This window comes from Ruegeria sp. ABV3_008, assembly GCF_056161185.1.
Map to the genome: position 1 here is coordinate 131,444 of NZ_JBSWYP010000005.1, position 26,081 is coordinate 157,524.

General features: G+C 59.7%; 22 protein-coding genes. 16 read left to right on the forward strand and 6 right to left on the reverse strand.

Annotated features, from left to right (window positions below; all coding sequences use genetic code 11):
- Nucleotides 1–3 precede the first annotated feature (3 nt).
- From ACXAH8_RS10870 to ACXAH8_RS10925, 12 genes are all read left to right on the forward strand, one after another.
- The gene (locus ACXAH8_RS10870; protein ID WP_475218285.1) at nucleotides 4–1,734 is read left to right on the forward strand and encodes a dynamin family protein; all 1,731 of its coding nucleotides are present in this window, start codon (nucleotides 4–6) and stop codon (nucleotides 1,732–1,734) included.
- A 37-nt stretch (nucleotides 1,735–1,771) separates the two neighbouring features.
- On the forward strand, nucleotides 1,772–2,173 hold the full coding sequence (locus tag ACXAH8_RS10875; RefSeq protein WP_475218287.1) for a hypothetical protein: 402 nt from the start codon (nucleotides 1,772–1,774) through the stop codon (nucleotides 2,171–2,173).
- Nucleotides 2,174–2,196: 23 nt separating this feature from the next.
- A complete protein-coding gene (locus ACXAH8_RS10880; protein WP_475218289.1) occupies nucleotides 2,197–3,027 on the forward strand; it encodes a hypothetical protein in 831 nt (276 codons plus the stop codon).
- A gap of 68 nt (nucleotides 3,028–3,095) precedes the next feature.
- A complete protein-coding gene (locus tag ACXAH8_RS10885; RefSeq protein WP_475218291.1) occupies nucleotides 3,096–5,138 on the forward strand; it encodes a dynamin family protein in 2,043 nt (680 codons plus the stop codon).
- Nucleotides 5,135–6,418 (forward strand): dynamin family protein, encoded by a 1,284-nt coding sequence (locus ACXAH8_RS10890; RefSeq protein WP_475218293.1) that lies wholly within the window; start codon nucleotides 5,135–5,137, stop codon nucleotides 6,416–6,418. Before ACXAH8_RS10885 ends, ACXAH8_RS10890 begins: the two co-directional genes overlap by 4 nt.
- Before the next feature lie 340 nt (nucleotides 6,419–6,758).
- Entirely contained in the window at nucleotides 6,759–8,969 is a 2,211-nt protein-coding gene (locus tag ACXAH8_RS10895) for a protein kinase domain-containing protein (RefSeq protein WP_475218295.1), read from the forward strand.
- Nucleotides 8,970–9,172: 203 nt separating this feature from the next.
- Nucleotides 9,173–10,249: an FHA domain-containing protein gene (locus ACXAH8_RS10900; protein ID WP_475218297.1), complete on the forward strand. Its 1,077-nt coding sequence runs from the start codon at nucleotides 9,173–9,175 to the stop codon at nucleotides 10,247–10,249.
- Between the two features lie 3 nt (nucleotides 10,250–10,252).
- Nucleotides 10,253–11,038: a PP2C family protein-serine/threonine phosphatase gene (locus tag ACXAH8_RS10905; RefSeq protein WP_475218299.1), complete on the forward strand. Its 786-nt coding sequence runs from the start codon at nucleotides 10,253–10,255 to the stop codon at nucleotides 11,036–11,038.
- A gap of 21 nt (nucleotides 11,039–11,059) precedes the next feature.
- Nucleotides 11,060–12,322, forward strand: a complete 1,263-nt coding sequence (locus ACXAH8_RS10910) for a transporter substrate-binding domain-containing protein (RefSeq protein ID WP_170375717.1) — start codon at nucleotides 11,060–11,062, stop codon at nucleotides 12,320–12,322.
- 45 nt (nucleotides 12,323–12,367) lie between these two features.
- Nucleotides 12,368–13,477, forward strand: coding sequence for a LysM peptidoglycan-binding domain-containing protein (locus ACXAH8_RS10915; RefSeq protein WP_170375715.1), 1,110 nt, complete (start codon nucleotides 12,368–12,370; stop codon nucleotides 13,475–13,477).
- A gap of 40 nt (nucleotides 13,478–13,517) precedes the next feature.
- On the forward strand, nucleotides 13,518–14,624 hold the full coding sequence (locus tag ACXAH8_RS10920; RefSeq protein WP_170471522.1) for a LysM peptidoglycan-binding domain-containing protein: 1,107 nt from the start codon (nucleotides 13,518–13,520) through the stop codon (nucleotides 14,622–14,624).
- Nucleotides 14,625–14,770: 146 nt separating this feature from the next.
- Nucleotides 14,771–16,030, forward strand: coding sequence for an aminotransferase class V-fold PLP-dependent enzyme (locus ACXAH8_RS10925; RefSeq protein WP_475218303.1), 1,260 nt, complete (start codon nucleotides 14,771–14,773; stop codon nucleotides 16,028–16,030).
- Nucleotides 16,031–16,032: 2 nt separating this feature from the next.
- Here ACXAH8_RS10925 and ACXAH8_RS10930 read toward each other — a convergent pair whose 3' ends face one another.
- The 6 genes from ACXAH8_RS10930 to ACXAH8_RS10955 form a co-directional block, all read right to left on the reverse strand.
- Nucleotides 16,033–17,028, reverse strand: a complete 996-nt coding sequence (locus tag ACXAH8_RS10930; RefSeq protein WP_475218305.1) for an ABC transporter ATP-binding protein — start codon at nucleotides 17,026–17,028, stop codon at nucleotides 16,033–16,035.
- Between the two features lies 1 nt (nucleotide 17,029).
- Entirely contained in the window at nucleotides 17,030–18,058 is a 1,029-nt protein-coding gene (locus ACXAH8_RS10935) for a Gfo/Idh/MocA family protein (RefSeq protein WP_475218307.1), read from the reverse strand.
- Nucleotides 18,055–18,894, reverse strand: a complete 840-nt coding sequence (locus ACXAH8_RS10940) for a carbohydrate ABC transporter permease (protein ID WP_475218310.1) — start codon at nucleotides 18,892–18,894, stop codon at nucleotides 18,055–18,057. The genes ACXAH8_RS10935 and ACXAH8_RS10940 overlap by 4 nt, the downstream gene beginning before the upstream one ends.
- Nucleotides 18,895–18,904: 10 nt before the next feature.
- Nucleotides 18,905–19,819, reverse strand: coding sequence for a carbohydrate ABC transporter permease (locus ACXAH8_RS10945; protein ID WP_170459957.1), 915 nt, complete (start codon nucleotides 19,817–19,819; stop codon nucleotides 18,905–18,907).
- A 64-nt stretch (nucleotides 19,820–19,883) separates the two neighbouring features.
- Entirely contained in the window at nucleotides 19,884–21,134 is a 1,251-nt protein-coding gene (locus ACXAH8_RS10950; RefSeq protein ID WP_170638116.1) for an ABC transporter substrate-binding protein, read from the reverse strand.
- Between the two features lie 31 nt (nucleotides 21,135–21,165).
- The gene (locus tag ACXAH8_RS10955; protein ID WP_475218316.1) at nucleotides 21,166–22,047 is read right to left on the reverse strand and encodes an N-acetylmuramic acid 6-phosphate etherase; all 882 of its coding nucleotides are present in this window, start codon (nucleotides 22,045–22,047) and stop codon (nucleotides 21,166–21,168) included.
- A gap of 156 nt (nucleotides 22,048–22,203) precedes the next feature.
- Here ACXAH8_RS10955 and ACXAH8_RS10960 point away from each other — a divergent pair, with 156 nt between their 5' ends.
- The 4 genes from ACXAH8_RS10960 to nagA are packed head-to-tail and all read left to right on the forward strand — an operon-like array spanning nucleotide 22,204 to nucleotide 26,049.
- A complete protein-coding gene (locus ACXAH8_RS10960; RefSeq protein ID WP_475218318.1) occupies nucleotides 22,204–23,091 on the forward strand; it encodes a glucosamine kinase nucleotide-binding domain-containing protein in 888 nt (295 codons plus the stop codon).
- Nucleotides 23,091–23,855: a GntR family transcriptional regulator gene (locus tag ACXAH8_RS10965; RefSeq protein WP_475218320.1), complete on the forward strand. Its 765-nt coding sequence runs from the start codon at nucleotides 23,091–23,093 to the stop codon at nucleotides 23,853–23,855. Before ACXAH8_RS10960 ends, ACXAH8_RS10965 begins: the two co-directional genes overlap by 1 nt.
- A gap of 8 nt (nucleotides 23,856–23,863) precedes the next feature.
- Nucleotides 23,864–24,895 carry an SIS domain-containing protein gene (locus ACXAH8_RS10970; protein WP_475218325.1) on the forward strand — a complete coding sequence of 344 codons (1,032 nt, stop codon included), beginning with the start codon at nucleotides 23,864–23,866 and terminating at the stop codon, nucleotides 24,893–24,895.
- On the forward strand, nucleotides 24,892–26,049 hold the full coding sequence (gene nagA / locus ACXAH8_RS10975) for an N-acetylglucosamine-6-phosphate deacetylase (RefSeq protein ID WP_475218327.1): 1,158 nt from the start codon (nucleotides 24,892–24,894) through the stop codon (nucleotides 26,047–26,049). The genes ACXAH8_RS10970 and nagA overlap by 4 nt, the downstream gene beginning before the upstream one ends.
- The last annotated feature ends 32 nt before the right edge of the window (nucleotides 26,050–26,081 follow it).

Below are 26,081 nucleotides of genomic sequence, written 5' to 3' on the forward strand. Positions count from 1 at the left end.
AAAATGGCAAAAGACATCCAAAACCGTTTCATCACCCCCAAGGCCTGGGAGCGTATCGAGCAGTGGTCGCGCCGTAAGCCGGTTTTCGCCCTCATGGGCGAGTTCAGCGCCGGTAAATCGACGCTTATGAACTTTCTGCTGCGCAAGCAGGCCTTGCCGACGCAAGTCACCGCAACCCAGCTGCCGCCGGTCTGGTTCAGCTATGGCAACCGCTCGGCTTACGTCAAACGTCATGATGGCAGCACCGAAGATATCTCGCTGGATCAGCTTGAGAGTGTGGGTGTCAACGACGCGCAGTTCATTCGAATTTTCCTTGAGGCCGATATTCTTGAGGCGGTTGATCTGATCGACACGCCTGGTATCTCGGACCCCAAAATCTCAACCGATGTTTGGCAGCGCGCTGTCGGGCAGGCTAATGGCGTTCTGTGGTGTACCCATGCGACACAGGCCTGGCGGGAAACTGAACGTGCGACATGGGTCTCTCTGCCCGAACGGTTGCAGAACAATTCGATCCTGCTGATCACGCGCGCTGATGCGCTGGGCCAGAAGGACCGCCAAAAAGTTCTGCGGCGGGTCAACCGCGAGGCGGGGCATCTGTTTAATCGTTCGATCCTGTTTTCCGCCCGCGACGCGATTACCGCGCGTGACAAAACTGGCGACCCCGAGATGTGGGCGCGCAGTGGTGGCGGCAAGATGATCGACTGCTTCCTTGGGATCACCGAGCAGATCATGGACACCCGCGCCGGCCATCTGTCGCGGTACCAAATTGACAAGAGCCAGTCTGACGGCCCGCTGGTGCGCCCGACCCGGCCCAAGCGCAAGGATGAGACCGCTGAGGTCGCGCCGCTGCAGCTGGTGGATCCGGTTCCTTCGGAGACCCCGGAGGTGGCAGATCAGGACAGTGGCGTGGTCACCAATTTCCCAGTGCGCCCGTCCCGCGTCGAACGCCGCTCGGACGAGGTAGAGCGGGAGCGGATCAATGCGGACGAGGCCGAGCGCCTGCGCGCCGAAATGGTCCCGACGCCGGACCCTCAACCCGCCGAGACGGAAGAGGACCAGTTGCGCGCCCAGTTCAGAGAAGACCCCAAAGACCCGCTGGACCTGTCCTCTTTCGCTGATAACGAGGCGGACCTGGACGTGTTTGAATTCTCGGGTGCGGAAGACGAAGATGAGAATGTCTTTGCCGAAGAGGATGAAACACCCAGCCCCTCAAATGATGTGGCTGAGGCAGCGCCTGAGGCTGAGGAATCTGAAGACCTTCTGGAATCGCTCAACAAGACCTTGTCCAACACACCAGAGGTTGCGCCGACGGAGGCCACAGAAGACCAGTCTGATGCGCCCGGGATCGAGGTTTCGGTCTCGTCGATCACGGCATTGATGGCGGAACAGTCGGGCAGCGATGAAGATGACTTTGAACCGGAGCCCGAAACCAACGGCCTGGTCGAAGTGCGACTGATGCCGCAGCCCGAACCGGAAGAGGTTGAGGAAGATGCAAACGAGGGGCTGATGGACATCCCCACAGGTGAGCTTCCCAGCGCAGCCGCAATGTGGCGAGAGCTTGCCGCCGCCGGGGATCTGCCGACCGATTCTGAGGGTCTTCAACGCGCGTTCTTGGCCTTCCTGGCTGAGTTCGACCAGATTGCCCTTGAGCATATCGAAACTCAGGCCAAAGAGGCGATCAGGTCCATTCCCAAAGCCGGGGAACACAGAGGGGCAGAATGGCATGTTCTGTAGCCGACGCCGACAAGACACGAAGAAGGTCAGGGGTTAAATGTCTATTCAAGTTGCTCTGACCGCGGCGATGGAGACGATACCCGATTGCGTTGCAGCCGGGTATGTCGACATGGAAACGGGGATGTTGCTGGGCACCAGCGTCAAAGACCCTGATGCATCGGACATGCTGGACACGCTGGCTTTGGCCGCGGCAAACCTGTTTCAGGGGCGCGGGGTGGTGGCTTTTGAAACCATGCTGCGTGAAGCAGGAGGGGATACATCTGAAACACCGGGATTTGGGGAAATCGCGGTGTTTTCCGGCGACAGGTTGATCATTTTCCAGCGGACCCCGGAGTATCCCGAACATGTGGTCTGCTACATCTGCAGCAACAGCGCGAATGCAGGGTTGGCGCTTACCAAATCACATCTCAGCTTAGGGCCGGTTGCGGCCGCAGTCTGAACGGGACCAGAGGGGGTCACGGTATGATGGATACGAACATACTCGACATGCTCGACAATATCGGGCGGTCCTCGGTTGCACGTTTGTCGCCTGCCGTTCCGGTCGAGGGCGAGACCTCGGTTGCGCGCCGTGCTGGTGTGCTGCGCGCTATTCGTGGCACCGTTCTTCCGCGTCGCTTGGAGTTTACCGCGGCCAACGGAGACGTGCTGGCGATCGAAGTTAGCAATGCCCGCGTGACCGATGTGTTCCGCGTCCGGTCGGGTATGGTGCCGGATTTTGAAACCGAACCGCGCGAAGAATTGATCGGCAAGCTAGCGCAACTGGTGTCGGACATCGCCGACGCGCCCGCGCCGCTGGAATTTGTCTCGCTAAAACCCGACGCCGAGCTTGAAGCCGATGACGTCGGCGTCACGCTTGGCGAAATCGAAACGGCCTGCGCCCGGATCGAACTTCCGGCCGAGCCGATTGTTTCGGTTGTACCGGATGTTGAAGAGCCTGCGCCTCAGACAACGGATGCCACCTCTGCCGCGCGGGGTTTCTTTGACAGTGCCGAGCGTTTCGCGCAAGCGCGTGGCCTGATCGACGGAGGTGATCCTCAGTTCGAAGGGGACGCTGCACTGCGCACAGAAGCCGGTCTTCTGGCGCGTTTCATGGCGGATCTGACCGGATGGAACGAGGATAGCCAGTCCGAACTGCAGCAACCTCAGCTGATTGTCATGCGACCTTCGGGGGGCAAGGGGGCCGCCGTGGCGGTGGTGCAGGATCAAGGCCAGACCGCTATTGCCGTCCATGACGCGCGCAAGCTGGGTGCCGTTGTTGGCCTGTGGACCAAACTTTCCGGGGGTGACTCATGAGCGCCTCCCGATCCTTCAAATTTTCCATCAATTCAAACCAGTGTTTCTTGTTACCAGGGTAAAAATTTATGAGTGAAACCAGTCGCCGCGAGCTTATTCGCATCGCCGAAGACATGAACGAGACAAGCAATGACGAAACCCGTCAGTTCATCTCGCGAATTGTTGGAGACCTTTCGGGGTTGAAACCGTCGATCGCCTTTGTTGGGCAGATCAAGGCGGGAAAATCGCGTTTGATCAATGGCTTCACAGGGCAGGCCGAATACCTGCCCTCGGATGTGAACCCGTGGACGACGGTGATCACCGATATGCATTTCGGCCATCCTTCGGGCCGCACCGAAGGGGCAGAGTTCCACTTCTTCGACAATCACCAGTGGCAGGCCTTGATCGCCGAGGGTGAAGAGCTGCGCAACATGTTCCCCGATGAAGAGGACAGCTATAAGCGCGAGATGATCGAAGAGCAGGTCGAGGCGATGAAAACCCGCGCCCGTCTGCGCCTGGGCGACAGCTACGAACAGTTGTTGGGTCAGCACCACGATCTGGAAGACCTGAACTCGGACGATCTGGCCCGCTATGTCTGCGCGGGCGATGATCCGAGCGATAGCGAAACCCACGACCCCGGCTCGGATCGGGGTCTTTACAGCGATATTACTCGCAAGGCCGAGGTTTACTTCGACATCGGCCATTTCCCGTTTCCGCTGACCGTTACCGACACGCCGGGCGTCAACGACCCGCTGCTGATCCGCGAGGAAATCTCGCGCCAGTACCTCAAGGAATCCGATTTCTTTGTGGTGGTTCTGTCCGCGCATCAGGCTTTGTCACGGGCTGATCTGAAGCTGTTCCGTCTGATGCAGGCGCTAGAGCTGGGCCAGATCGTCGTCTTTATCAACCGTGTGGATGAGCTGGGCGGCGGGGCCGAGGATGCGGGCAAGGTTCGTAGTGATGTTCTAGACGGTCTGGAACAAGCGCTGGGGAACTCGGACATTGATGTGCTGATGGGCAGTGCCCAATGGGCGCATTACGCGCTTACCGGGGATGAGACCGGCGTCAATCACGATGACGTCCTGGCCTGGCTGCGCGCCCATCCCGAGCAGATGAAGCAGTATCTGGACGGTGTGGAAGAGATAAAGCAAGGCCCCGGCCCTATCAGCCGCGAAGGCGTGCTGCGCTTTGCTGCCATGATCGCTTCGGGTCTTCCGGATCTGCGGCGGCATGTGACGCAGGCCTTGGCCGACGGACCGCGTAGCGAACAGCTGCGGATGGCGTGGCAGCATTTGAACAGTTTCGCGCAAGGCGAATTGGAAAGGTCGCAGGCCGAGCTGCGCGCGCTGGAGTCCGAGGATGGCTCGACCACAGTCGATCTGGACGAAAACAACAAGACGCTTGGCGAACTCAGGGCGCTTGTTGCCGACAAGACCGAGGTGATGACGCGCGACATGGACGACGTGTTGGCCAATCTGCGCGGCGTCATGGATGACACGGTGGCCGAGGCGGTCTCGGCCGTGGTGCGTGGCCCGGATGGCAATTCGCCTCTGCTGGCCAAAGGTGCTGAGACCGAGCTGAACTTTACCCCTCTGCGCGACCGGATGCGCGAGTTGATCCAGGGGGCCACGCAGGTCGTCCGCCAGCGCATGCTGAGCGAGCTTTACGCGATCGACATGCAGGCCAACGCGGCCCTGCGCGCCTTGCCCGGATGGCAGGATCCCTTCGACAACCGCATGAACACCAGCGCGGTGCGGTGGTTCCGTCCGGACTCGACGGCGCTGACCCGCGGTATAACGGTGGAGTTGCGGGTGAACTGGCTGTCGCGCCTGATTTCGCGCAGAAGCGTCGTCACGCGCGCAGAGCGGATGATTGTGCAGGAATTCGAACTGATCGGGGATGATCTGATCGACACGGCGCGTGAAAACATGATGGAGCGGCTGAAAACGGTTCTGGACCACTATGTGGCGCTGTTGGGCGGCTATCTTGAACACCGGACCGGTTCGGGTGAAACTAATGCTCAGGCCGAAGCGCAGGATGCGTTCGATCGGGCCCGTCGCATCGCCGATGAACTGGAAACGGTGTTCGCCCCGGTGCGCGCGGATGAAGGACAAGCAAAGGCAGCGGAATGATCGAATTTCCCGGAACCGAACAGGACGTCAGGCAGCTTGAGCGCTTTCTGAACGCAACCGAATCCCTGCCAATGGATTCGGCGCTGGAGGATATGCGCGCGAAGGCTCTGGCCCATGCCGAGCGTCTGTCCAACGCGGTCAATATCGGGTTTGCCGGGGAATTCGGGGCGGGTAAGTCTAGCCTCGCCAATATGCTGGCCGGGGCGGATATCCTGCCCATCGGCCCTCAGCATCTGAAGCTGCCCCTCGTGATCGTTGCCTTTGCGGATGCGCCTGAAACCACCGTCGGCTGGTGGGACAAGGAGCCCAAGACTTACTCGGGGATCGTGCTGGAGAAAGCGGCCGAAGATAAGCCTGACTTCATTTCGGTCGGGTTGAACACGCCCGCGCTGCGCGAGATCTCGTTGTTCGATTTGCCCGGCTCGGGCGCGCTTGACGAGACATATAAACCAACGCTCGACCTGCTTCGTTTCGTGGACTGCGCCATCTGGTGTACCAACGGCACAAACGCCTGGCGCGAGACCGAGCGTCATCTTTGGGCACAGGTCCCGCAGGAATTGCGCGACAACAGTCTGCTGGCCGTAACGCATACCGATTTGCCTCACGTCCGTGATGCTCTGGACCGCGTGCTTGCCCGGTTGAACAAGGAAAAAGAAGGCCTTTTCAACGCCGTGGTTCCAATCGGTACGCCTGTCGCTGTGAAAGCTATGGCGCAAGAGCCTGAACCAGATTTTGATCTGTGGGAAAACTGCGGCGGTCAGAATCTGGCCGAGAAGGTGCTCGAGGCGGCTTCCGCTCGTCGGATGCAGGACCTGAACGCAGCCCGCAAAGACATTGCCGAGCTGTTCCAGCCATTTCTGGAAACTCTCGCTGGCCCCGAGCCAGAGCCGGAGACCGAAAGCCCTTCGGTTCAAGCTGCGCTCGGATCGGCCCTGCCACCGTTGAACAACCCGATCCTCGAAGACTGGCTGGCCGCGATTGCCAGCATCTATGAGGACCTGCGTGAATCCTCGGATATCGAACCGGCCGCGTTCCTGCAAAGCTGTCAGGAAATCGTTGAGGATTTTGCCGAACGCCTGGAACAGGGCGGCGAGATCGACCCCGAAGCGGACTGGATTCCCGGTGAGTTCGAAAAGGCCACCGACCTTCTACTGCTGCTGCAATTCGAAAGCGGAGATGCGCCTCTGCGTGATGCCATCAGCATTCTGGCGCAGCTGAGCGACAACCTCGCCTGGGCTGGTAGCACTGTGGCGACCGAGCAGTCCAAGACCGGAACCTGACGCTCTCCACCTGAAATTGAGCTGCACTGCGGCGATTCGAGGCCTGTCCAAAACGATTCCCTATTGTTTCGAATTCGTAGACCAACCGCTTGTTTTGGTCGATTCAGTTTTCGAATCATATATGTGAATTCACCACATATATGATTGCAAGATGGGTTCAACACTATATGTTGATTTAGGGGAAATACGATCCATAGTGAAGCCATGAGGCGGCCCCAATAAAGTCAAATTTGAAACGTCTAACCGGACTTAAGTGTCCTGCGGTTGTTTTTGGTTATGAGTTCGCGGGCTGATTGCCCAGTTTTCTGTGCCGCGATTTGAGAAATACGGGCGGATTGAAATGAGCCATAACCAGGCTGTCGGTGCATCGCACGACGAACCAAAAATTGAAGGTCTGCAACCCGGAGCCAAGCTCCTGCGGGGGCAGTATGAAATCCTGAGCTATCTCAGCAATGGTGGCTTCGGAATCACCTATCTGGCCCGTGACAGCCTGGAGCGGGACGTGGTTATCAAAGAGTGTTTCCCCGGCGCGCTCTGCCGTCGCGATGGAGACCTGGTCGAAGCCGCTGATCCGTCCTACTCCGAAGACCTGCGCGCGATCGTGGACCTCTTTATCCAGGAAGCGCGTAACCACGCGCGGCTGGTGCATCCAAACATCGTCGATGTGCATCAGGTGTTTGAGGACAACAACACCGCTTACATCGCCATGGACCTGATCCGCGGGTGCGACCTGCTGGACTACATGGACAAGCCCGAGAACGAAAGCGGCCCTGACTTCATCGTTCAGGTGACCGAAAAGATGCTGTCGGCGGTCTCGTTCATCCATCAGAGCGGCATGCTGCACCGGGACATTTCCCCCGACAACATCCTGATCGACGAGAATGGTGATCCGGTTCTGATCGACTTTGGCGCTGCGCGCGAGCAGGCGGCGAACAAGTCGGCGGCGCTGTTGACGCTGCGGGTGATCAAGGATGGCTACTCGCCCCATGAATTCTATGTGCGCGGCGCTGAGCAAGGCCCCAGCAGCGACCTCTATGTGCTTGCGGCAACGCTGTATCACGCGATCAGCGGTGAGCGTCCGATCGATGGTCAAAGCCGCCTGAACGCGTTCAACAACGGACAAGAAGATCCCTATTCCCAGCTGACCGGTCGGTTCGAAGGCTATCCCGAAGGTTTCCTAGAAGCGATCGACAAGGCGATGGAGGTTCACGCCACCGACCGTCTGCAATCGGCGCTGGACTGGCTGCGCATGTTCCGCGGGCCGGGGGTGATGTTTGATACATTCGCCTATCGTCCGGTTTCGGTCATCGTTGGTATGGACCGTGAGGACAAAGAGGCCGAGAAAGCCCGGATCAAGGCCGAAAGCGAAAATGCCGAGGCGGTTGTGACCGCTTTGTTGGCGGGCAATTCCGACATTGTCATGGGCAATGAGGACAAGGCCTCAGAGGATCTGACCAAGCTCTCGCCCCGCGAAGAACCAGCGGTTGCCGTTGATACGGTTGTCAAAAACGGATCGAGCGGCAATGGAAAGCTGTTGGCAGGTGTGGCTGTTGTGGCCATCGCTCTGGCTGCAGGTGGGTATGTGATGATGTCCAGTGATGCGGACAAGGTCGAGACAGCGGCAGCGGCCCCTGCGACGGAAGCGACGGAACCCGCAACCGCAGCAGTGGAAACCGAAACAGCGGCGGTCGGAGCGGCCCAAACAGAAGAGCCTTCACAGGAACTGGAACAGGTCAGCGCTGCAGTGCAGCCTGTCGAGCAGGAACCGGTTGAAACTGCGGAGACGGTCGCCACAGAAGCAGCCCCCGCAGAAACGGTGACCGAAGAAGCAACGCCCGAAGAAACCGCAGCCGCGCCCGAAGAAACAGCAGTTGCACCCGAAGAAACGGCAGCCGCGCCCGAAGTGACCGCGCCTGAGGCTGAGGCCCCGGCAGCTCCGGTCAATCTGGCCGAGGCTCAGGTGGCGTTCTCGCATTGGGATGTTGAGGTTCCGTTTGACACCTCCCGCCGTCGCGCCTCGACCGGCAATATGTTCTCGATCACGGGTGTGGATGCCAATCAGGATATGTCGGTGATCGGCGATTGGGTTCAGCGTGGAGCCACCATCTTTACCTTGAACGGCAAGCCGGTGCGCGACGATGCCTCGTTTGCGGCACAGGTGCTTGAGAACTTGCAGGTGGATCCCGACGGGTATCTGCGCGTAGCTGCGCGCTACCGTCCTCTGGGTGAGACACGGGCGCAGAACGGATTGCTGGCGCTGCCTGCATTCCGCACGATCGGGTTGGAAAACGGCTACGGCTTTAGCGTCAACGGCAATGGGGCCGGTGGTTGGCAGACAGTTGTGACAGAGGTGCCCGAGGGTGCGTCGGGCAGCTTGCAAACCGGGGATGTGCTGGTCAGCGAGGCCGAAACAGGGCTTTCGTTCGAAGTACCGGAAAGCCTCGATGCGGTTCTGGCGGATCTGGTGTCGGGTGAACAGCCTCAGGCGCGGTTTGCGGTATCGCGCAACGGTGCAGATGCCAACGCAACCATGCCTCTTGCGCAGGAGTGATCAGACCGGTTCGAACGTAATCTGCCAGCGTGTGTTTGCTGAGGGTGGCCCCCGAAAGATAGCCACCCTGACGGGATCCGGCCCGGCGCAGAAAGGTAAAAAGTTTCCTGGTTTCAAGATTGAAGACCGCAGCGCGGACATGCGTGGTGCGGGTAGCGAAACGGCACAGAATTGCGTGCCAACAAGTTGAAGGTGTCGACACCATGTTCAAATACAAAAGCCCTCTCAGCCGGCTTCTAGAAGGTGCCGGCAAAACCAAAGAAGAAGAAACGACTGAGGCAGCAGCCCCGGCCGAGGAAAAGCCCGAACCGATTGCGGATTTTAACGCGCTGCGCGCGGCGCTGGGCGGCGGCAATCTGGCCTCTGAGGCGTATGAAGAGACCTATGATGTAGAGGATGAGCTGACCGCCGAAGGCGAGATGCCCGAGTTTTCGGATGCCGAAGACGTGGCCGAGGGCACCGAGGAAGAGACGTCGATCTTCGCAGAAGAGGCTCCGGTGACTGAAGAGGTGGCCGAGGAAGTAGCGATTGACGAGCCGGATGCCGATGAGCAGATCGTGACCCTGCATCTGTCCGAAGACGAGCGGGTCGAAGCGCCGGTTCAGGATGAGGTCGAAGTGGCAGAGCCCGAAGCGGTTGAACCTGTCGCAGTCGAACCCACTCCGGAACCGACCGCCGCGCCGGTCGAGTCTGAGGTCGAAGTTCAGGAGCCGGTGGCGGAAGCCCCCGCACCGCAGCCTGAACCGCAGCCCGAACCCGAAGTGCAGGCCGCAGCGGTTGAGCCGACACCGACTCCAGTGCCAACTCCGGCCCCAGCCGAGGACCGCCGTTCGCGCGTGAAGACCACTTTCCTGGGCTTCGAACGCGCAGATACCCACGTTCAGGACCTGATCGAAACCGCCGCGCCGGTCGCCAAAACCGAAGCCGCGCAAGAGACCTTCCCGGTGGGTTGGCTGGTTGTCACCCAGGGCCCCGGCCGTGGATCCAGCATCACCCTCACGGAAGGTCTGATGCAGATCGGTCGCAATGATGATCAGGCCATCCAGCTGGATTTCGGCGACACCGGCATCTCGCGCAGCAACCATGCCGTGATTGCCTATGACCCTGAAGATCGCAAATGCTATCTGGGTCACGGCGGCAAGGCCAATCTGGTGCGCCTGAATGGCAAGCCGGTCCTCAGCACCGTGGCGCTGTCCAATGGCGACCTGATCCGCATCAGCGAAACCTCGATCCGTTTCATGGCCTTCTGCGACGAAGGTTTTGATTGGCGGGATTCCTGATAGATGCTCGCGACTCCGGCATATGACGTTGCGCTGATCCTGAACCAGGGTCAGCGGGACACGCAGGAGGATGCTATCGCTTCGCGTATGTTCGACGCGACGGATGCAGGCTATGTGGTGATTGCTGACGGTATGGGCGGGCATGAGGCCGGTGAGGTCGCCTCAAGCCTCGTTGTCGCTGCCTGGCGCGAGGCGTTGGACACCGAGCTGGAAAGCGACACCCTGTCAGAACGCGCGGCGATAGATGCACTGCCATTGGCGGCCATGCAGGCCAACGCATTGATTTCGAACCGCAATGAAGAACAGGGCGAAGGCTGCAACATGGGGTCCACCTTGCTGGGCACCTTGCTGTTGGGGCAGCGTCTGTTCTGGATTTCGATTGGCGACAGCCCGCTCTACCTGTTTCGGGACGGTGCGCTGATGCAGATCAACGAAGACCACTCCATGGCGCCGATGATCGACGCGCAGGTTGCCGACGGCACGCTGACCGAAGCGCAAGCGCGGTCTCATCCGGACCGCAATCAGCTAACCTCGGTCATCATGGGCGGTGCGATTCCCAAAGTGGATTGCCCGGAAGATCCGCTGGCAATGACGGCAGCGGACATCCTCATCCTGGGCAGTGACGGCCTGCAGACCCTGACCGATGACGAGCTTCAGGCGGTCGTAGGCAGCCACGCGCAGGCACTAGCGCAAGAAATCGCAGAGGCACTGCAACAGGCAGTGCTGGAGAAGAACAACCCTGATCAAGACAATCTCTCAATCGCAGTCGTGAAACTTGCGAAACAATAATAAGGCAAAGCAACGGGACCCATGAAAAACACATTGATCATATCGAGCCTGGCCTTGGCGGCGGCTACAGGTGCAGCATCCGCGCAAGAGGCGTGCTCGAACTACGAGATTCAGCGCGGCGACAGTCTGCGAGAGCTGGCGATTCAGGTCTATGCGACGGAAGATTTCCGCATCATTTTTGACGCCAACCGCGATGTGATTGGATCCAATCCGAACATCATTCGGGTCGGTGACGTGCTGGCAATGCCCTGCCTTGAAGATATCGGTCGTACTCCGGTTCTCGCTGATACCGAGGCCGAGCGTCTAGCCGCCGAAATGGCTGCCGAGCTGGTCAAAGCTGCCGAAGAGCGTGCAGAACAGGCGATCGCCGAGGCCGAAGCCCGAGTGGCTGCCGCCGAAGCTGAGGCCAAGCAGGTCAGTGAACAGGCCGTGGTTGAAGCAAAGGCCGCCGCGCGTGAGGAAATCGAGGCCGCACGCGCCGAAGGCGCCGCCCTGATCCGCGACGCCGGTACGGGCGAACGCCCTGAGGTGCGCGACCGTCAGGTGCTATTGATCACCGGTGGCGACTATCAACCCTTCACCGACGAAGCTCTGCCGCACCGTGGCCTATATACGCATCTGGTGGAAACCGCGATGCTGCGCGCCGCGCCCGAGCAGGCCTACAAGATTCAGTTCGTCAACGACTGGAATTCGCATCTGGATCTGCTGATGCCGACACTTGCGTTTGACGGAACTTTCCCCTGGTCGCGTCCGAATTGCGAAGAACCTGCGGCGCTGTCCGAAAACGACCGCAACCGCTGTGAGACCTACAACTTCTCGAACCCATTCTACGAAGTGGTCGACACGTTCTTCGCCCGCGAAGGCACAAGCTATGTCGAAGCGCTGAGCTACGCTGATTTCGCTGGCACCACGATCTGCCGCCCCGAAGGTTGGTCGCTGTCGCACATGGATGCGGTCAGCCTGTACGAGCCGATCATCACCTTGCTGCGCCCGGAATCGCCGGACGAGTGCTTTGAGGCGGTGATGACGGGCGAGGCCGACATTGTCGCAATCGAAGCGCACCTAGCCGACGGAGCCATCGGTCGGCTTGGCTATGAACACCGCATTGTCGAGAACCCGAATTTGGCGGCGATCAAGTCGCTGAATGTCATGACGCACAAGGACAACCCGGACGGAGAAGCGATTCTGGAAACGCTCAACAAGGGTCTGGCGATCATGCAGCAATCCGGCGAATGGCGAGACATCGTCTCTTCCGCTCTTCGCTATCAAATGGAAAACGGCTGAGAAAACTGAAAAGCCATCTCAAATTTTATCTGGAGAAAACACCGAATGCCCAACTTCACGCTCCATAATGTTGCGTTGACAACCGCTGCCGTATTGACGGTCAGTGCCGGAGCCGCTGCCGCCCAACAAGCCTGTACGAATTATACCGTACAGGACGGCGATACCATGGCGTCCATCGCGTTGACCGCGTATGGCACGTCCAATTACCAGCCCATTTTCAACGCGAACCGCGATGCGATCAGCAACCCCAACGCGCTGGATCCCGGGCTGTCTCTGGTCCTGCCTTGTGAGGACGGAAACCTGCCAAACGGCCAGAGCGCAAGCGACATCATCGCGGCACAGCAGGAACGTTTTGCAAACTCTGCGCAGAGCAGTGCGTTCAAACGGCCGATCAAACTGGTGACCGGCAATGGCTGGGCTCCGTTCGCGGATGAAACCCTGAACGGTGGTGGGTTCATTACCCGTCTGGGCACCACAACGCTGCAGCGTGGTGGCAATAACGAGCAATTCTCGATCAGCTTTGTGGATGACTGGAACTCGCATATCGAAACCCTGCTGCCGCTGGGTGCGTTCGATGTATCGATGGCCTGGAACATCCCCGACTGCACCAACCGCAGCTATGAATGGTCATGGGAGACCGAGGTCCGCTGCACGCAGTTCCACGCCTCGGCCCCGGTCTATGACATTGTGTTCGGTTTCTACAGCGTGCCCGAAGGCAAATACGCTGGCGCCACCAGCTTTGACGACCTGCACGGCGCCACGATCTGCCGTATGGAAGGCTGGCCTCTGCACGATCTGGAACAAGAAGGTTTGCTGCGCGACGATACGATGACTGTTGTGCAGCCCGCCACCGCACGGGAATGCCTGGATGCGGTCATCACTGGAACGGCTGACATCGCGACGTTCGAATTGCAGCTGTTCGCAGACGCCATGAGCGAAATGGGCCTGAATGCCAACGACCTGGTCGAGAACCCCTATGTCTCGACGCTGTCGTCGCTTCGCTTCATTACTCACCGGTCCAATCCTCAGGGTCAAAGATACCTTGCCCTGATGAACAAGGGCCTGAACGAAATGCGTGAAACCGGGGAATGGTACGCCATCATCTCGGATAGCCTGAATGAGCATAATGAAAGACTGCTAGACGCAATCAACTAAAACCTCATCTCCACATTCCAACTTATGGGAGGAATAAAAAATGCTAAGAGAAAAACTCAATACCAAAGTGATGACGGCAACCGCCGTCCTCACACTCTCCGCAGGTGCTGCAGCAGCGCAGGAAGCCTGTTCCAACTACACCGTGCAGGACGGCGACACGATGGCAACCATCGCCATCGCAGCCTATGGCACGTCGAACTATCAGCCGATCTTCAACGCGAACCGCAACGAGATCACCAACCCCAATTCGCTAGAGCCCGGCCTGGTCTTGGCTCTGCCGTGTGAGGATGGAAGCCTGCCCAACGGTCAGTCGGCACAGGAAATCATCGCGGCAGAAGAACAGCGTGCGGCCAGCGTGAAACGGTCGAACGTCTATGCACCGCCGATCAAACTGGTTGCGGGCAACGGCTGGGAACCGTTCACGACAGAATCTCTGAGCGGTGGCGGCATCATGACCCGTCTGGCAACGACCAGCCTGCAGCGTGCCGGCAACAGCCGCGACTTCTCGGTCAGCTTCGTGGATGACTGGTCCTCGCACCTGGACACTCTACTGCCGTTGGGCGCATTCGACATCTCGATCGCCTGGACGCTGCCCGACTGTACAAACCGTTCCTATGAGTGGTCTGAGGCAACCGAAGCCCGCTGCACGCAGTTCGTGGCGTCTGTTCCGATCTACGACGTTGTTGGTGGCTTCTTCACGCTGCCCGAAAGCGAATACGCCGCCGCAACAGAGTTTTCGGATCTCGAAGGCGCAACCCTTTGCCGTATGGCGGGTTGGAGCATGGTTGTTCTGGAAGAAGTTGGCCTGAACGGCAAAAATCTGAACCTGATTCATCCCAACTCAGCGCGTGAATGCCTGGATGCCGTTCTCACCGGCACAGCAGACGTTGCTGCATTCGAGGTTGAGCTGTTTGCCTCAACCATGAATGACATGGGTTTGACATCGGACGATATCGTCGAGAACCCCTATGTTTCGACTCTCTCGTCGATGAGCTTCATGGCCCACCGTTCGAACCCGTTTGCCCGCGAATACATCGCGATGATGAACAAAGGTCTGAACGAGATGCGCCAGTCTGGCGAGTGGTACGCCATCATCTCGGACACGCTGCGCGAGCAGAACGAAAAGCTGAACGCCGGTTCGAACTGATCCCTCGGTTCAACTGACGCAGAAGGGCCGGTTGTTTCAACCGGCCCTTTTTCTTGTCATGAAGACAAAACCGGTGTTTGAATTCGATCTGTTCGGCACGCCTGTGCAAGCGGTCCGAACGCATCGACTTTCCACAGGACTGACTCATGATCCAAGACAACCCCGCGCTTATTGATGCTATTCGCGACAGGTTCGCCCATGTTGACACGTGCCCGTTTCAGGGCGAACGCATTTTCTTTGAGAATGCAGGCGGCGCCCTGACGCTGAAATCGGTGGCAGAGACCTCGGCTTTCTATGCGGCGATCCCGGACAATCCGGGCCGTATCAACCCTGCGGGGCAGGGTACGCAGAATGTGATCAACAAGGCCAAACAGGATCTGGGAGTGTTCATGAACGCCTCAGGCGGCCAGTTCTTTGCAGGCGAAAGCGGGACTGAGCTGTTGTTCCGCATGATCCGTACCGCCTGTCTGGCCGCACCCAAAGGGGCCAAAGTGATCGGCTCCTCCATCGAGCACCCGGCCACCCGCAGCGCCGCGCGCCGCTGGGCCGAGATTGCCGGGCTCGACTATGTGAACGTGCCTCACGACAGCGATACCGGTCTGGTCACGGCTGAGGACTACACCGCACTTTTGACCCCAGATGTGGCCGTAGCGACGATCCTGCATGCCTCACCGGTGACGGGTATGGGTATGGATGTGACCGCAATCTCGGCCGCGATCCGGGCGGTTGCGCCGGATTGCATGATCATCGTCGACGGCATCCAGCACGCGGCCCATGGGCAGCTGGATCTGGATGCCTACAACATCGACGGCTATGCGATCTCACCTTACAAAGTGTTCTCGCGCCACGGATACGGGATTGCATGGATCTCTGACCGTCTCACCCATACGCCGCACGACATGCTGATCGACGCCCCCGCGACAGGGTGGGAGTTCGGCACCCGCGATACGGGTTCTTACGCGACGGTCTCGGATGTGGTGTCTTATTTCGACTGGTTGGGCGGGGAAGTATCGGGCGAGACCGACCCGCGCGCGCGGATTGAGGCTGCGGGTCGTGCCATTCATGCCTATGAAACCCATCTGACCAACACCGCAATCAACGGCACCGGCAACCTGCCGGGTTTGCGCGATATGGACCACGTCACCATTCTGGCCGGGGCCGACAACCCAGCGCGTGAGGGGCTGGTGTCGATTGTGGTCGAAGGCAAAGCATCCGAAGATGTGGTCGAGACGCTGAATCAGCAGGGCATTCGAACCCATACGCGCAAGGCCGACCATTACTCGGGCAATGTGCTGGGGCCATTGGGGCTATCGGACTGCATCCGCATTTCCTTCTGTCACTACAACACAGAACAGGAAATCGCCCGCCTCTTGGCCGCCGTCAAAGAGCTTGGGGAAGACGCGTAGCGCTAAAGTCTCTGCCCATCCTCGCCAAAAGCGAGGACGTTGGCCTGGTCGAATGCGATCCCTGTCCGTGCGCCCGGCTCAACCCTGTGCTGGCCGAAGGCGCGGATGGTGAAGGGTTTTCCGGTTCCGATGTCGACCATAATATTCGTATCCGCACCCAGGTTTTCCACATGCACCACGGTGCCGGATAGGGCCCCGGTTTCAGAATGGGTGGCATATTCCGGGCGGATGCCGAAATAGGTGCCCTTTGGGCCGCCGATCATATCCGCCGGGACAAAGTTCATCGCGGGCGAGCCAATGAACTCGGCCACAAAGCGGTTGGCGGGGTTGTTGTAGAGGTCCATCGGGCTGCCGATCTGCTCCACGCGCCCGTCGCGCAGAACCACGATCTTATCGGCGAGTGTCATCGCCTCGGTCTGATCGTGGGTCACGTAGATCATGCTGGCGTCAATCTGGCGGTGCAGATTGGCGATCTCGACCCGTGTGTTCAGGCGCAGGGCGGCGTCCAGATTGGACAGCGGCTCATCAAATAGGAACAGTTTCGGGTTGCGCACAATCGCGCGCCCGATGGCGACGCGTTGCCGCTGGCCGCCTGATAGCTCGGCAGGGCGACGCTCCAGGTAGTCATCAAGCGACAGCATCCGGCTGGCCTCGGAAATGCGGCGCGAGATTTCATCCTTCGGGTGCCCGGCCTGTTTCAGCCCCAGCGCCATATTCCCACGCACCGTGAGATGCGGGTAGAGCGCGTAGGACTGGAACACCATCGCAAGCCCCCGTTTCGCCGGGGGCACTGTGTTGACCTGTTCGCCGTCGATTTCAACCGTGCCCGAGGTCGCATCCTCCAACCCCGCAATCACCCGCAATAAGGTCGATTTCCCGCAGCCCGAGGGGCCAACGAAGACCACGAATTCGTTCTCCTCGACGGTCAGGTCGATGTTCTTCAGCACCTCAACCGGCCCGAAGGATTTACACACTTTGCTCAGCTTCAGGGCGGTCACGTCACGCCTCCTTCAGGTCAACCGGTTGCCCGGTTCGAATGCTTTCATCGGCCGCCAGACAGATCCGCAGGGATTGCACCGCGTCGCTCATATGGCGGGTCAGGTCGATATCCTCGGCGATGGCGCGCAGTATGTAGGCTTGCTCTGCATCGCACAGCTCCTGATGGCCCGGCTCGCCGTCCATTTCGATCAGAGTGTCTCCATCCGAGCGATGCACAAGAATGCCGCCCACTTTGGTGTGCCCGTCCACATCGTCCGAGGCGCCCTTGTTGCCTTCGGTGATCGAAACGGCCCCATTGGGCGAGACGATGTCTTTTACGAAGAACGCGGTTTCCGACATCATTGGACCCCATCCGGCCTCGTACCAGCCGACCGAACCGTCCGCGAACACCACCTGGAACTGTCCGTAATTGTACATGTCCGGCGCAATCTCATCCGACAGGCGCAGGCCCATGCCATTGACCCGAACGGGCAGGGCGTCGGTAATCTGGCACATCACATCCACGTAGTGGACGCCACAATCGACGATGGGCGAGGTGGTCTGCATCAGTGCCTTATGCGTCTCCCAAGTCGGGCCGGTGGATTGCTGGTTGAGGTTCAGGCGGAACACGTAGGGGCCGCCCAAGCCACGCGCCTCAGAGATCAAACGCATCCACGAGGGGTGGTGGCGCAGGATATAGCCGATCACCAGTTTGCGTCCCGTTTCGGCCGCTTTGGCGACAACGCGGCGCGCATCCTCGACCGTGGTGGCCAGAGGTTTTTCGACAAACACATGCGCGCCCGCCTCCATCGCAGCGCAGGCATAATCAGCGTGGCTGTCGGAATAGGTCGCGATAACCACTAGATCAGGCGCGGTTTCGGCCAGAGCGGTGTGGAAGTCCGAGAAGGCGGGGTAGCCCTGCAACTCCGACTTATCGACCCGGCCCGAGCGATTGACCAACCCAACAATCTGCGCGTCGGGACGATGGTGATGCGCCAGCGCGTGGCTGAGGCCCATATTGCCCAGACCTGCGATAAGGACTCGGATCATTTAACCGCCCCCGAAGTGATGCCGCGGATCAATTGCCGCGAGAAGATGACATAGAGAACCATGACCGGCAGGATCGCCATGCTGAGCGCCGACAGAACCGCGTTCCAGTCAGTGACGAACTGCCCGATGAAGACCTGACTGCCCAGCGTCAGCGTCTTGGTTTCCTCGGCTGGGGCCAGGATCAGCGGGAACCACAGATCATTCCAGATCGGGATCATGTTGAACACGGCAACTGTCGCCATCGCCGGACGCACAAGCGGTAGAACCAGACGGAAGAAGATTGTGTATTCGCTGAGACCATCAATGCGGCCCGCGTTTTTCAGATCGTCGCTGACCTGCCGCATGAACTCGGACAAGATAAAGACGGCCAGTGGCAGGCCCTGCGCGGTGTAGACAAGGATCAGGGCCATCAGCGTATTCACCAACCCGGTCGCGACCATCATCTCGAGGATGGCGACCGTGCCGATGCGGATCGGGATCATGATGCCCAAGGCCAGATAGAGGCCCATCAGGGTATTGCCGCGAAAGCGATACTCGCTCAGGGCAAAGGCCGCCATTGCGCCGAACAGCAGGATGAAGAACAGCGACACCACCGTAACGATCATCGAGTTCTGGAAGTAGAGGAAGAAATCCCCCTGTTTCATTACCGTCTGATAGCCGATCATCGAGAATGTCTCGGCATCCGGCAGGGCCAGCGGCTCACGAAAGATCGCTTTGCGCGATTTGAAGCTGTTAATCATGATCACAAAGACCGGGAACAGCGCGATCAGGGTGTACAGGATCAGCGCGCCATGCATGGCGGCGATATTGAACGGGTTTCTGCGGGCTTTGTTCATCTTACCACCCTCAGAACTGATACCGGCGGATGCGGGTCTGGATCAGGAACAGATAGACACAGACGCCGGTTAGGATGATCGCAAACATCCCCGTCGCAATGGCCGAGCCCATATGCGGATCGCCAAGCTGCAACTGGAACCCGAAGAAGGTGCGGTACATGAAGGTGCCCAGAATATCCGTCGAGAAATCGGGCCCCGCCAGCGCGCCTTGCGCGGCATAGATCAGGTCAAACGCGTTGAAATTCCCCACGAAGGTTAGGATCGAGATGATGCCGATTGACGGCAGGATCAGCGGCAGTTTGATCTTCCAGAAGGCGGCCATGCCGGTTATGCCTTCGACCTCGGCGGCCTCAAGGATTTCTTCTGGGATTGAAAGCAGGGCGGCATAGATCAGCATCATCGGGATACCGACGAACTGCCAGACCGACACAAGCGCCAAAGTTGTTAGGGCATATTCCTCTTTCCCCAACCACGGAGCGTAGAGGGATTTCAGGCCGACAGCGGCCAGCATGTCTGGCGCGATGCCCCAGATCGGCGACAGGATCAGTTTCCAGGCAAAGCCAACGATCACGAAAGACAGGATTGTCGGAATGAAGATGGCCGAGCGGTAGAAGGCCGCAAACCTCAGCCGCGGATGGCTGAGCATTGCAGCCAGCGCGATGCCGATGGGGTTCTGCACCAGCATGTGAATGAAAAAGAACCAGAAATTGTTGCCGAGGGCGTTCCAGAACGCATCCGACCATAAGGGATCGCCGAACAGGGTACGGAAATTGTCCAGCCCGACAAAGACGCGGGATTGATCGACCTCGGTATAAAGCGCCAGCCGCAGCGTGTTGAACAGCGGCAGGATCATCACGGCGGTGTAAACCAGCACGGCGGGTGCAAGGAACACCACTATGTGCCATTTGATCCGGCTGTTGCCCATCTTGTGCCTCGATTGTTCTGGGTGGGTCCGGCCCGAAGGCCGGACCCGTTGGTTTCGTGAGTGGTTATTGGTGCGGTGCGTACCAGGAGGCGAGGCCATCCTGCAGGCGCTGCCCCGCGTCCTCGGGGCTTTCTTCGCCCTTGATGACCTGAGCCGAGGCGTTCCAGGTCTCGTTCTCAAGGTTCGGCGTGCCGCGCGACAGGATCTGGTAGGTCGAGCGGATGGTCGAGCCACACTCGCCACGCCAGCTTACGAATTCCTGCGCCAGCGGGTCGTCCATCGCGACGTCAAAGCTCGACAGCGAGAAGAAGCCGGGCAGGGCGTTGGCGTAGATGGTTGCGAACTCTTCCGAGCCGACCCAATCCAGGAAGGTGCGTGCGGCCTCAGCGTTGGGCGAGGCTGCGTTCAGGCCGATGGCGATATCGGTGTGGTCCGAGATATAGCACTCATCGCCCGCATTTTGGACCGGAGGTTTGAACGCACCCATTTCGAAGTCGGCCAGATTGTTGAAACCGCTGATCTCCCAGCTGCCTGCCGGATATACGGCTGCGCGGCCCAGAGTGAACAGGTTCTGGCTGTCCGGATAGGTCTGGGCTTCGAACCCATCGCCCATATAGTCACCCCATTTCGCCAATTGGCGATAGGGCGCGACCCATGCCTCATCCGTCAGCTTCTGTGAGCCTTCGATCAGAGCCAGACGCCCCTCTTCACCTTTCCAATAGTTCGGGCCGATATTATTGTAGCCCATGGTGGCCGCTTCCCACTGGTCATTGGTGCCCATGGCCATTGGAATATAGGTGCCGTCCTCTTTGATCTTGTCGAGCGCAGCGAAGAACTCAGCCTCGGTTGTCGGGACTTCGATACCCAGCTCGTTGAAGGCGTCCTTGTTGTAGATAAATCCATGGATCACCGAGGCCATGGGAACGCAGAAGGTCGCCGCGCCGTCATCGGTCTGCCACGCAGATTTTGCCACGTCCGAGAAATTGGCCATGCCGCCCAAATCGGACAGATCCGTCAGGTGACCGGCCTCATAAAGACCAAGCGAGGTATCGAACGGACGGCAGGTGATCAGGTCTCCGGCCGACCCGGCATCCAGTTTGGCGTTCAGGGCCGCGTTGTATTCTGCAGGGGCCGAGGGCGTGAATCGGATTTTGATATCCGGGTTCTGCGCCTCAAACGCAGGGATGATCTTTTCCTGCCACAGCGCCAGATCGTCATTGCGCCAGCTTTCGATAGTCAGAACCGTTTCGGCATAGGCGGCGCCTGCAAGGGCCGACGACGCCAGCAAAACGGCGCTTAGTGATATCTTCTTCATGGTCTTTTCTCCCTTGATATTTTGTTTGGTTTTAAAGTTGTTTTAGCGCTGGGCGCAGGTGGCCATCAGATTGCGCCAAAAGCGCCTCGGCCCGGTCCGGGCTGTCGGCGCCCGCGGCCAGCAAGATTGCCCGTTTCACGTTACCGGACGCCTGCGTAAGCGCAGCACTGGCCTGCTCTGCCGAAACCCCGGCGATTTTTCCAACGATCCCTTCGGCGCGTTGCCGCAGTTTATGGTTGTCGGCGATGACGTTGATCATCATCCCGTCATGGACGTGGCCAAGGCGAATGCCCATCAGCGTGGACATCATATTCAGAGCCACTTTCTGCGCCGTCGCGGCCCCAAGGCGCGTTGAGCCAGCGATGGGTTCGGGTGGCGTGTTCAGGTGAACGGCGCAATCCACGTAGTCGAACAGCGGGGCCTCTGCGTTGTTGGCGATCCCGATGACCTTGGCACCCTGCGCGCGCGCATGACGGGCGAATTCGACGGCATAGGGCGTGCTGCCACTGGCGGAAAGGGCGATTACAGCGTCACTCGGTTGTACCTTGGCCGCCACAGTTTGCGCCGCAGTTTCATCATCTTCGGTATGACCGGGCATCGCCGCGCCCTGTGGCACCCCGCCTGCCATGCAGATCGCCATGGACTCAGGCGAAAGGCCAAAGGTTCCGGATAATTCAGCACCGTCCGCCAGCCCCATCAGGCCCGAGGAACCGGCCGCAGCGTAGTAAATCTTGCCGCCCTGACGCACCGTATCCGTAAGAATAGCAGCCCCCTCTGAGAGGGCATCCAAGCAACCGTCAAGCCCACCCAATGCTGCCTTCTGCGCCTCAAGCAGATAGTCAAGGATGTCGACATCTGGCCGGAGGTCAAGCCCTTCGACCTCGTCGCGCAGCATTTCCGTTTGCGGCAGCATTTGATTCCTCCCCAGATGAGAGTAATACCTATATAATACCTTTTGTCTACCTCTCCTTGGAAAAATATGCTAAAAACCCCCGATTTGGCCGGCAATTCTCAGTTTCTATAAGCTGAGGTCTTTTTTTTCGGCAAAAGGTATCCTAAAGGTATCTATATGGATGAGTCCTTCCAATACCTGATTGCAATCGACGGCGGTGGCACAAAATGCCGGTTCGCGATGGTCACACCTGACGGTCGGGTCGAGGTGACATTGGGTAGTGCCAATGCCTTCTCGGATCGTCAGAAAGCGCTGCGCACCCTCGATGAGGGGCTGCAGGCCTTGGCCGATAAGGCGCAATTGCCCCGAGCGCATCTGGCCGAGATTCCGACCTACGCGGGACTGGCTGGGGTGACGGATGCCGTTGCGGCGTCGGAGGTTGCGCGCAGCCTTCCCTCGCGGATCGTCGAGGTCGAAGATGATCGCAGATCGGCGGTTGTGGGCGCGTTGGGCGCGCAGGACGGTTCTGTGATCGGCGTTGGAACGGGATCCTTTCTGGCCCGTCAGGCCGATGGGCGAACGCAGTTTATTGGCGGCTACGGAGCTTTGATCGGCGATCAGGCCTCGGGCAACTGGTTAGGCGTTCAGCTGCTGCAACGCGTTCTATTGGCGATGGACGGCATTCAACCGCACAGCGCGCTGACCCGAAAAATCAGCGCGGAATATGACGACGATCCCATGCAAATCGTTGCGTTTGTTGGCCAGGCGAACCCCTCGGATTTCGCAGGCCTCGCCCCCGAGATCATCGCGGCTGCGGCTGGTGGCGATCCCGTGGCGCAGGAACTGATGCAAGGCGGGGCCGACTATCTGGCGCAAGGGCTGCGTGCACTTGGTCACACCGACGAATCGCCCGTTTGCATGATCGGCGGGGTCGCACCGCATTACGCAGACTATCTGCCGCTTCACATGCAGGCCTGCATGACCGAGGCCAAGGGCTCGCCGCTTGACGGTGCCCTGATCCTGGCGCGTCACCTGGCCGAGCGGGCAAAGGTAGGGGCGGGCTGATGAGCGACACTATCGAGACATTCCTGAAATCTGCCGACTGGCTACAGGAGGCCACAGGCCCTCTTTACGTGCGGTTGCGCAAGCGACTTGAACAAAGCATCGAGGCCGGTGTTCTGGCCGAAAGCGCCCCGCTACCTGGCGAGCGTGAGATGGCCCATCTGACCGGCCTGTCCCGTGTTACCGTCCGGCGCGCGCTGCAGGATTTGGTCGAGCGTGGCATCATCGTGCAGCGTCAGGGCTCGGGCAGTTTCGTGGCGGACGGAACGCCTCGGGTCGAACAATCGCTGTCTCTGCTGACCTCTTTTACCGAAGACATGACCCGTCGGGGGCTGGATTCGACCAGCGAGTGGCTGGACCGTGGCATCCACACACCCTCACCCGAAGAGGTCATGGCGCTGGCCCTGTCCTCGGGCGAAGAGGTGGCGCGGCTGTCGCGCCTGCGCATGGCCAATGACAAGCCAATGGCGATTGAGCACGCGGCCCTGCCGGTCGATATCCTGCCGCATCCAGAAGGCGTAACATCCTCGCTCTACGAGGTGCTGGAACGCGACGGCAACCGCCCGGTGCGCGCCATGCAGCGAATTTCAGCGATCAACCTTGAGGCCAACGATGCCGCCGTTCTGGGCGTCGAGCCTGGCGTGGCCGGGCTGCGGATCGTGCGGACCTCGTTCCTGTCCAATCGACGGGTGGTGGAATTCACCCGCTCTGTCTATCGCGGTGATGCCTACGATTTCGTAGCCGAACTGCGCCTTGCAAACAGCTAGGAAAGCACATGCAACAGCAGATCACCCGGATGCGCCGGGAAATCGATGAGATACCCGAAGCGGTCGAACGGCTGCTCAGTCGAGGTCAAAAGGACATCGCGTCCACGGCCGAGGTCGTCCGGACCCTTGATCCTGCCTTTCTGACAAGCGTGGCGCGGGGGTCTTCAGATCACGTCTGCACCTATCTCAAATACGCATCAGAAATCCTGTTGGGCCTGCCCGTGGCGTCGGTCGGCCCTTCTGTCGCGTCGATCTACAACGCGCCGCTTCGGTTACAAAACAGCCTGTGTCTGGCCGTGTCCCAGTCCGGGCAAAGCCCGGATATCCTGTCGATGGTCCGCAGCGCGGATCGTGATGGCGCACTGACCATCGGGTTGACAAATGACGCGGACTCTCCGCTGGCGGTATCCTGCGCCCATACGATTGATATACAGGCAGGCCCCGAACTAAGTGTGGCCGCGACCAAGACATTTGTGTCCTCCGCCGTGGCGGGCCTGTGGGTGTTGGCCGAATGGGCGCGGGACGAGGCGCTTTTGGCGGCCATTCGCGATTTGCCAGAACGGCTGGCGCAAGCTGCGCGTATCGACTGGCCTGAGGTACGGGTTGCGATTGGGGCGAACCCGTCGCTGTTCACCTTGGGGCGCGGGCAGGTGCTCGCCATGTCCAACGAGGCCGCATTGAAGTTCAAAGAGACCTGCCAATTGCACGCGGAGAGCTATTCTTCGGCCGAAGTGCTGCATGGGCCGGTCTCGATTGTCGAAGAAGGGTTTCCTGTCCTCAGCTTTGCTGCTGCCGACGCTGCGGAACCCGCGTTGTCCGAGGTCGCCGACGCGATCAGCGCCAAAGGGGCCCGCGTTTTTGCGACCACGACCAAGGTCAAATCTGCGTCGCCGGTCGAACATGTCCGCACGCTACACCCGCTGACCGACGCGCTGAGCCTGATTGTTTCGTTCTACTCCATGGTCGAGGTTTTCGCCGCCTCGCGCGGCATTGACCCGGATGCCCCCCGGCACCTCAAGAAGGTGACGGAGACGGTATGACGGAGACGACCCACGCCCTCATCGGAGCAGATATTCTGACGCCGGACGGCGTCGTGAAAGACCACGCGCTGTTGCATCGGGGTGGGCGGGTTGATGGCGTCGTTCCCATGTCGGAACTTGGCTCTGGGCATGTGCCAGTCGCGCTGGAGGGTGGACTTCTCGCGCCGGGTTTCGTCGATCTGCAGGTCAATGGCGGCGGTGGGGTGATGTTCAACAACCAGCCGGATGTTGACGCGCTGCAGATCATGGCTGGGGCTCATGCGCAGATCGGGGCGACCTCGATCCTGCCGACCTTGATCACGGATTCGCCCGAGGTCACTGCAAATGCCATATCGGCCGTGATTGAGGCCGTGCGGCAAGACGTTCCGGGGATCGTTGGCCTGCATCTGGAAGGCCCACATCTGGCCGTCTCCCGCAAAGGCGCGCATGACGCTGCCTTTATCCGCCCGATGGAAGATGTGGATGTCGCGGCACTGCTTGAGGCCGCCGCCCTATTGCCGGTTCTTAAAGTGACGCTGGCACCCGAAAGCGTCACAATCGCCCAGATTGAAACGCTGACGGCGGCAGGTGTTTTGGTCTCCTTGGGGCATACCGATGCCAGTTATGAGGTCTGCGTTGCTGCTGCAAAGGCCGGCGCGCGCTGTGTGACGCATCTGTTCAACGCGCAAAGCCAGATGCAAGGACGCGCGCCGGGAACCGTTGGCGCGGCATTGGCCGAGGGGAAATTCTCGGCGGGATTAATCGCGGACATGATCCATGTGCATCCTGCCATGATCCGCACTGCGCTGAACGCCAAGCAGGGGCCGGGTGAGATTTTTCTGGTCAGCGATGCCATGGCGACGGCAGGGTCGGATATCCGCGTTTTTGAGCTCAATGGCCGTGAAATCCACCGGGAGGACAACCGGCTAACGCTGGCCGACGGAACATTGGCCGGCGCGCATCTGGAATTGTTGCAGGCGGCGCGGAATCTTACCACGCAGGTCGATGTGCCGTTTGCTAAGGCCCTGCAGATGGCCAGCCTTGTGCCCGCGAACTTGATCGGCAATCGCCAGATCGGACGTCTGGTCAAAGGCGCGCTGGCACATGTCCTGCATATCGGCCCCGAGGGGGATTTGCTGGCCGTTTGGCAGAACGGGCAGAAAATCCTCGGATGACCCTATCGTCATAACCGGTCTGCGTGCTTTGA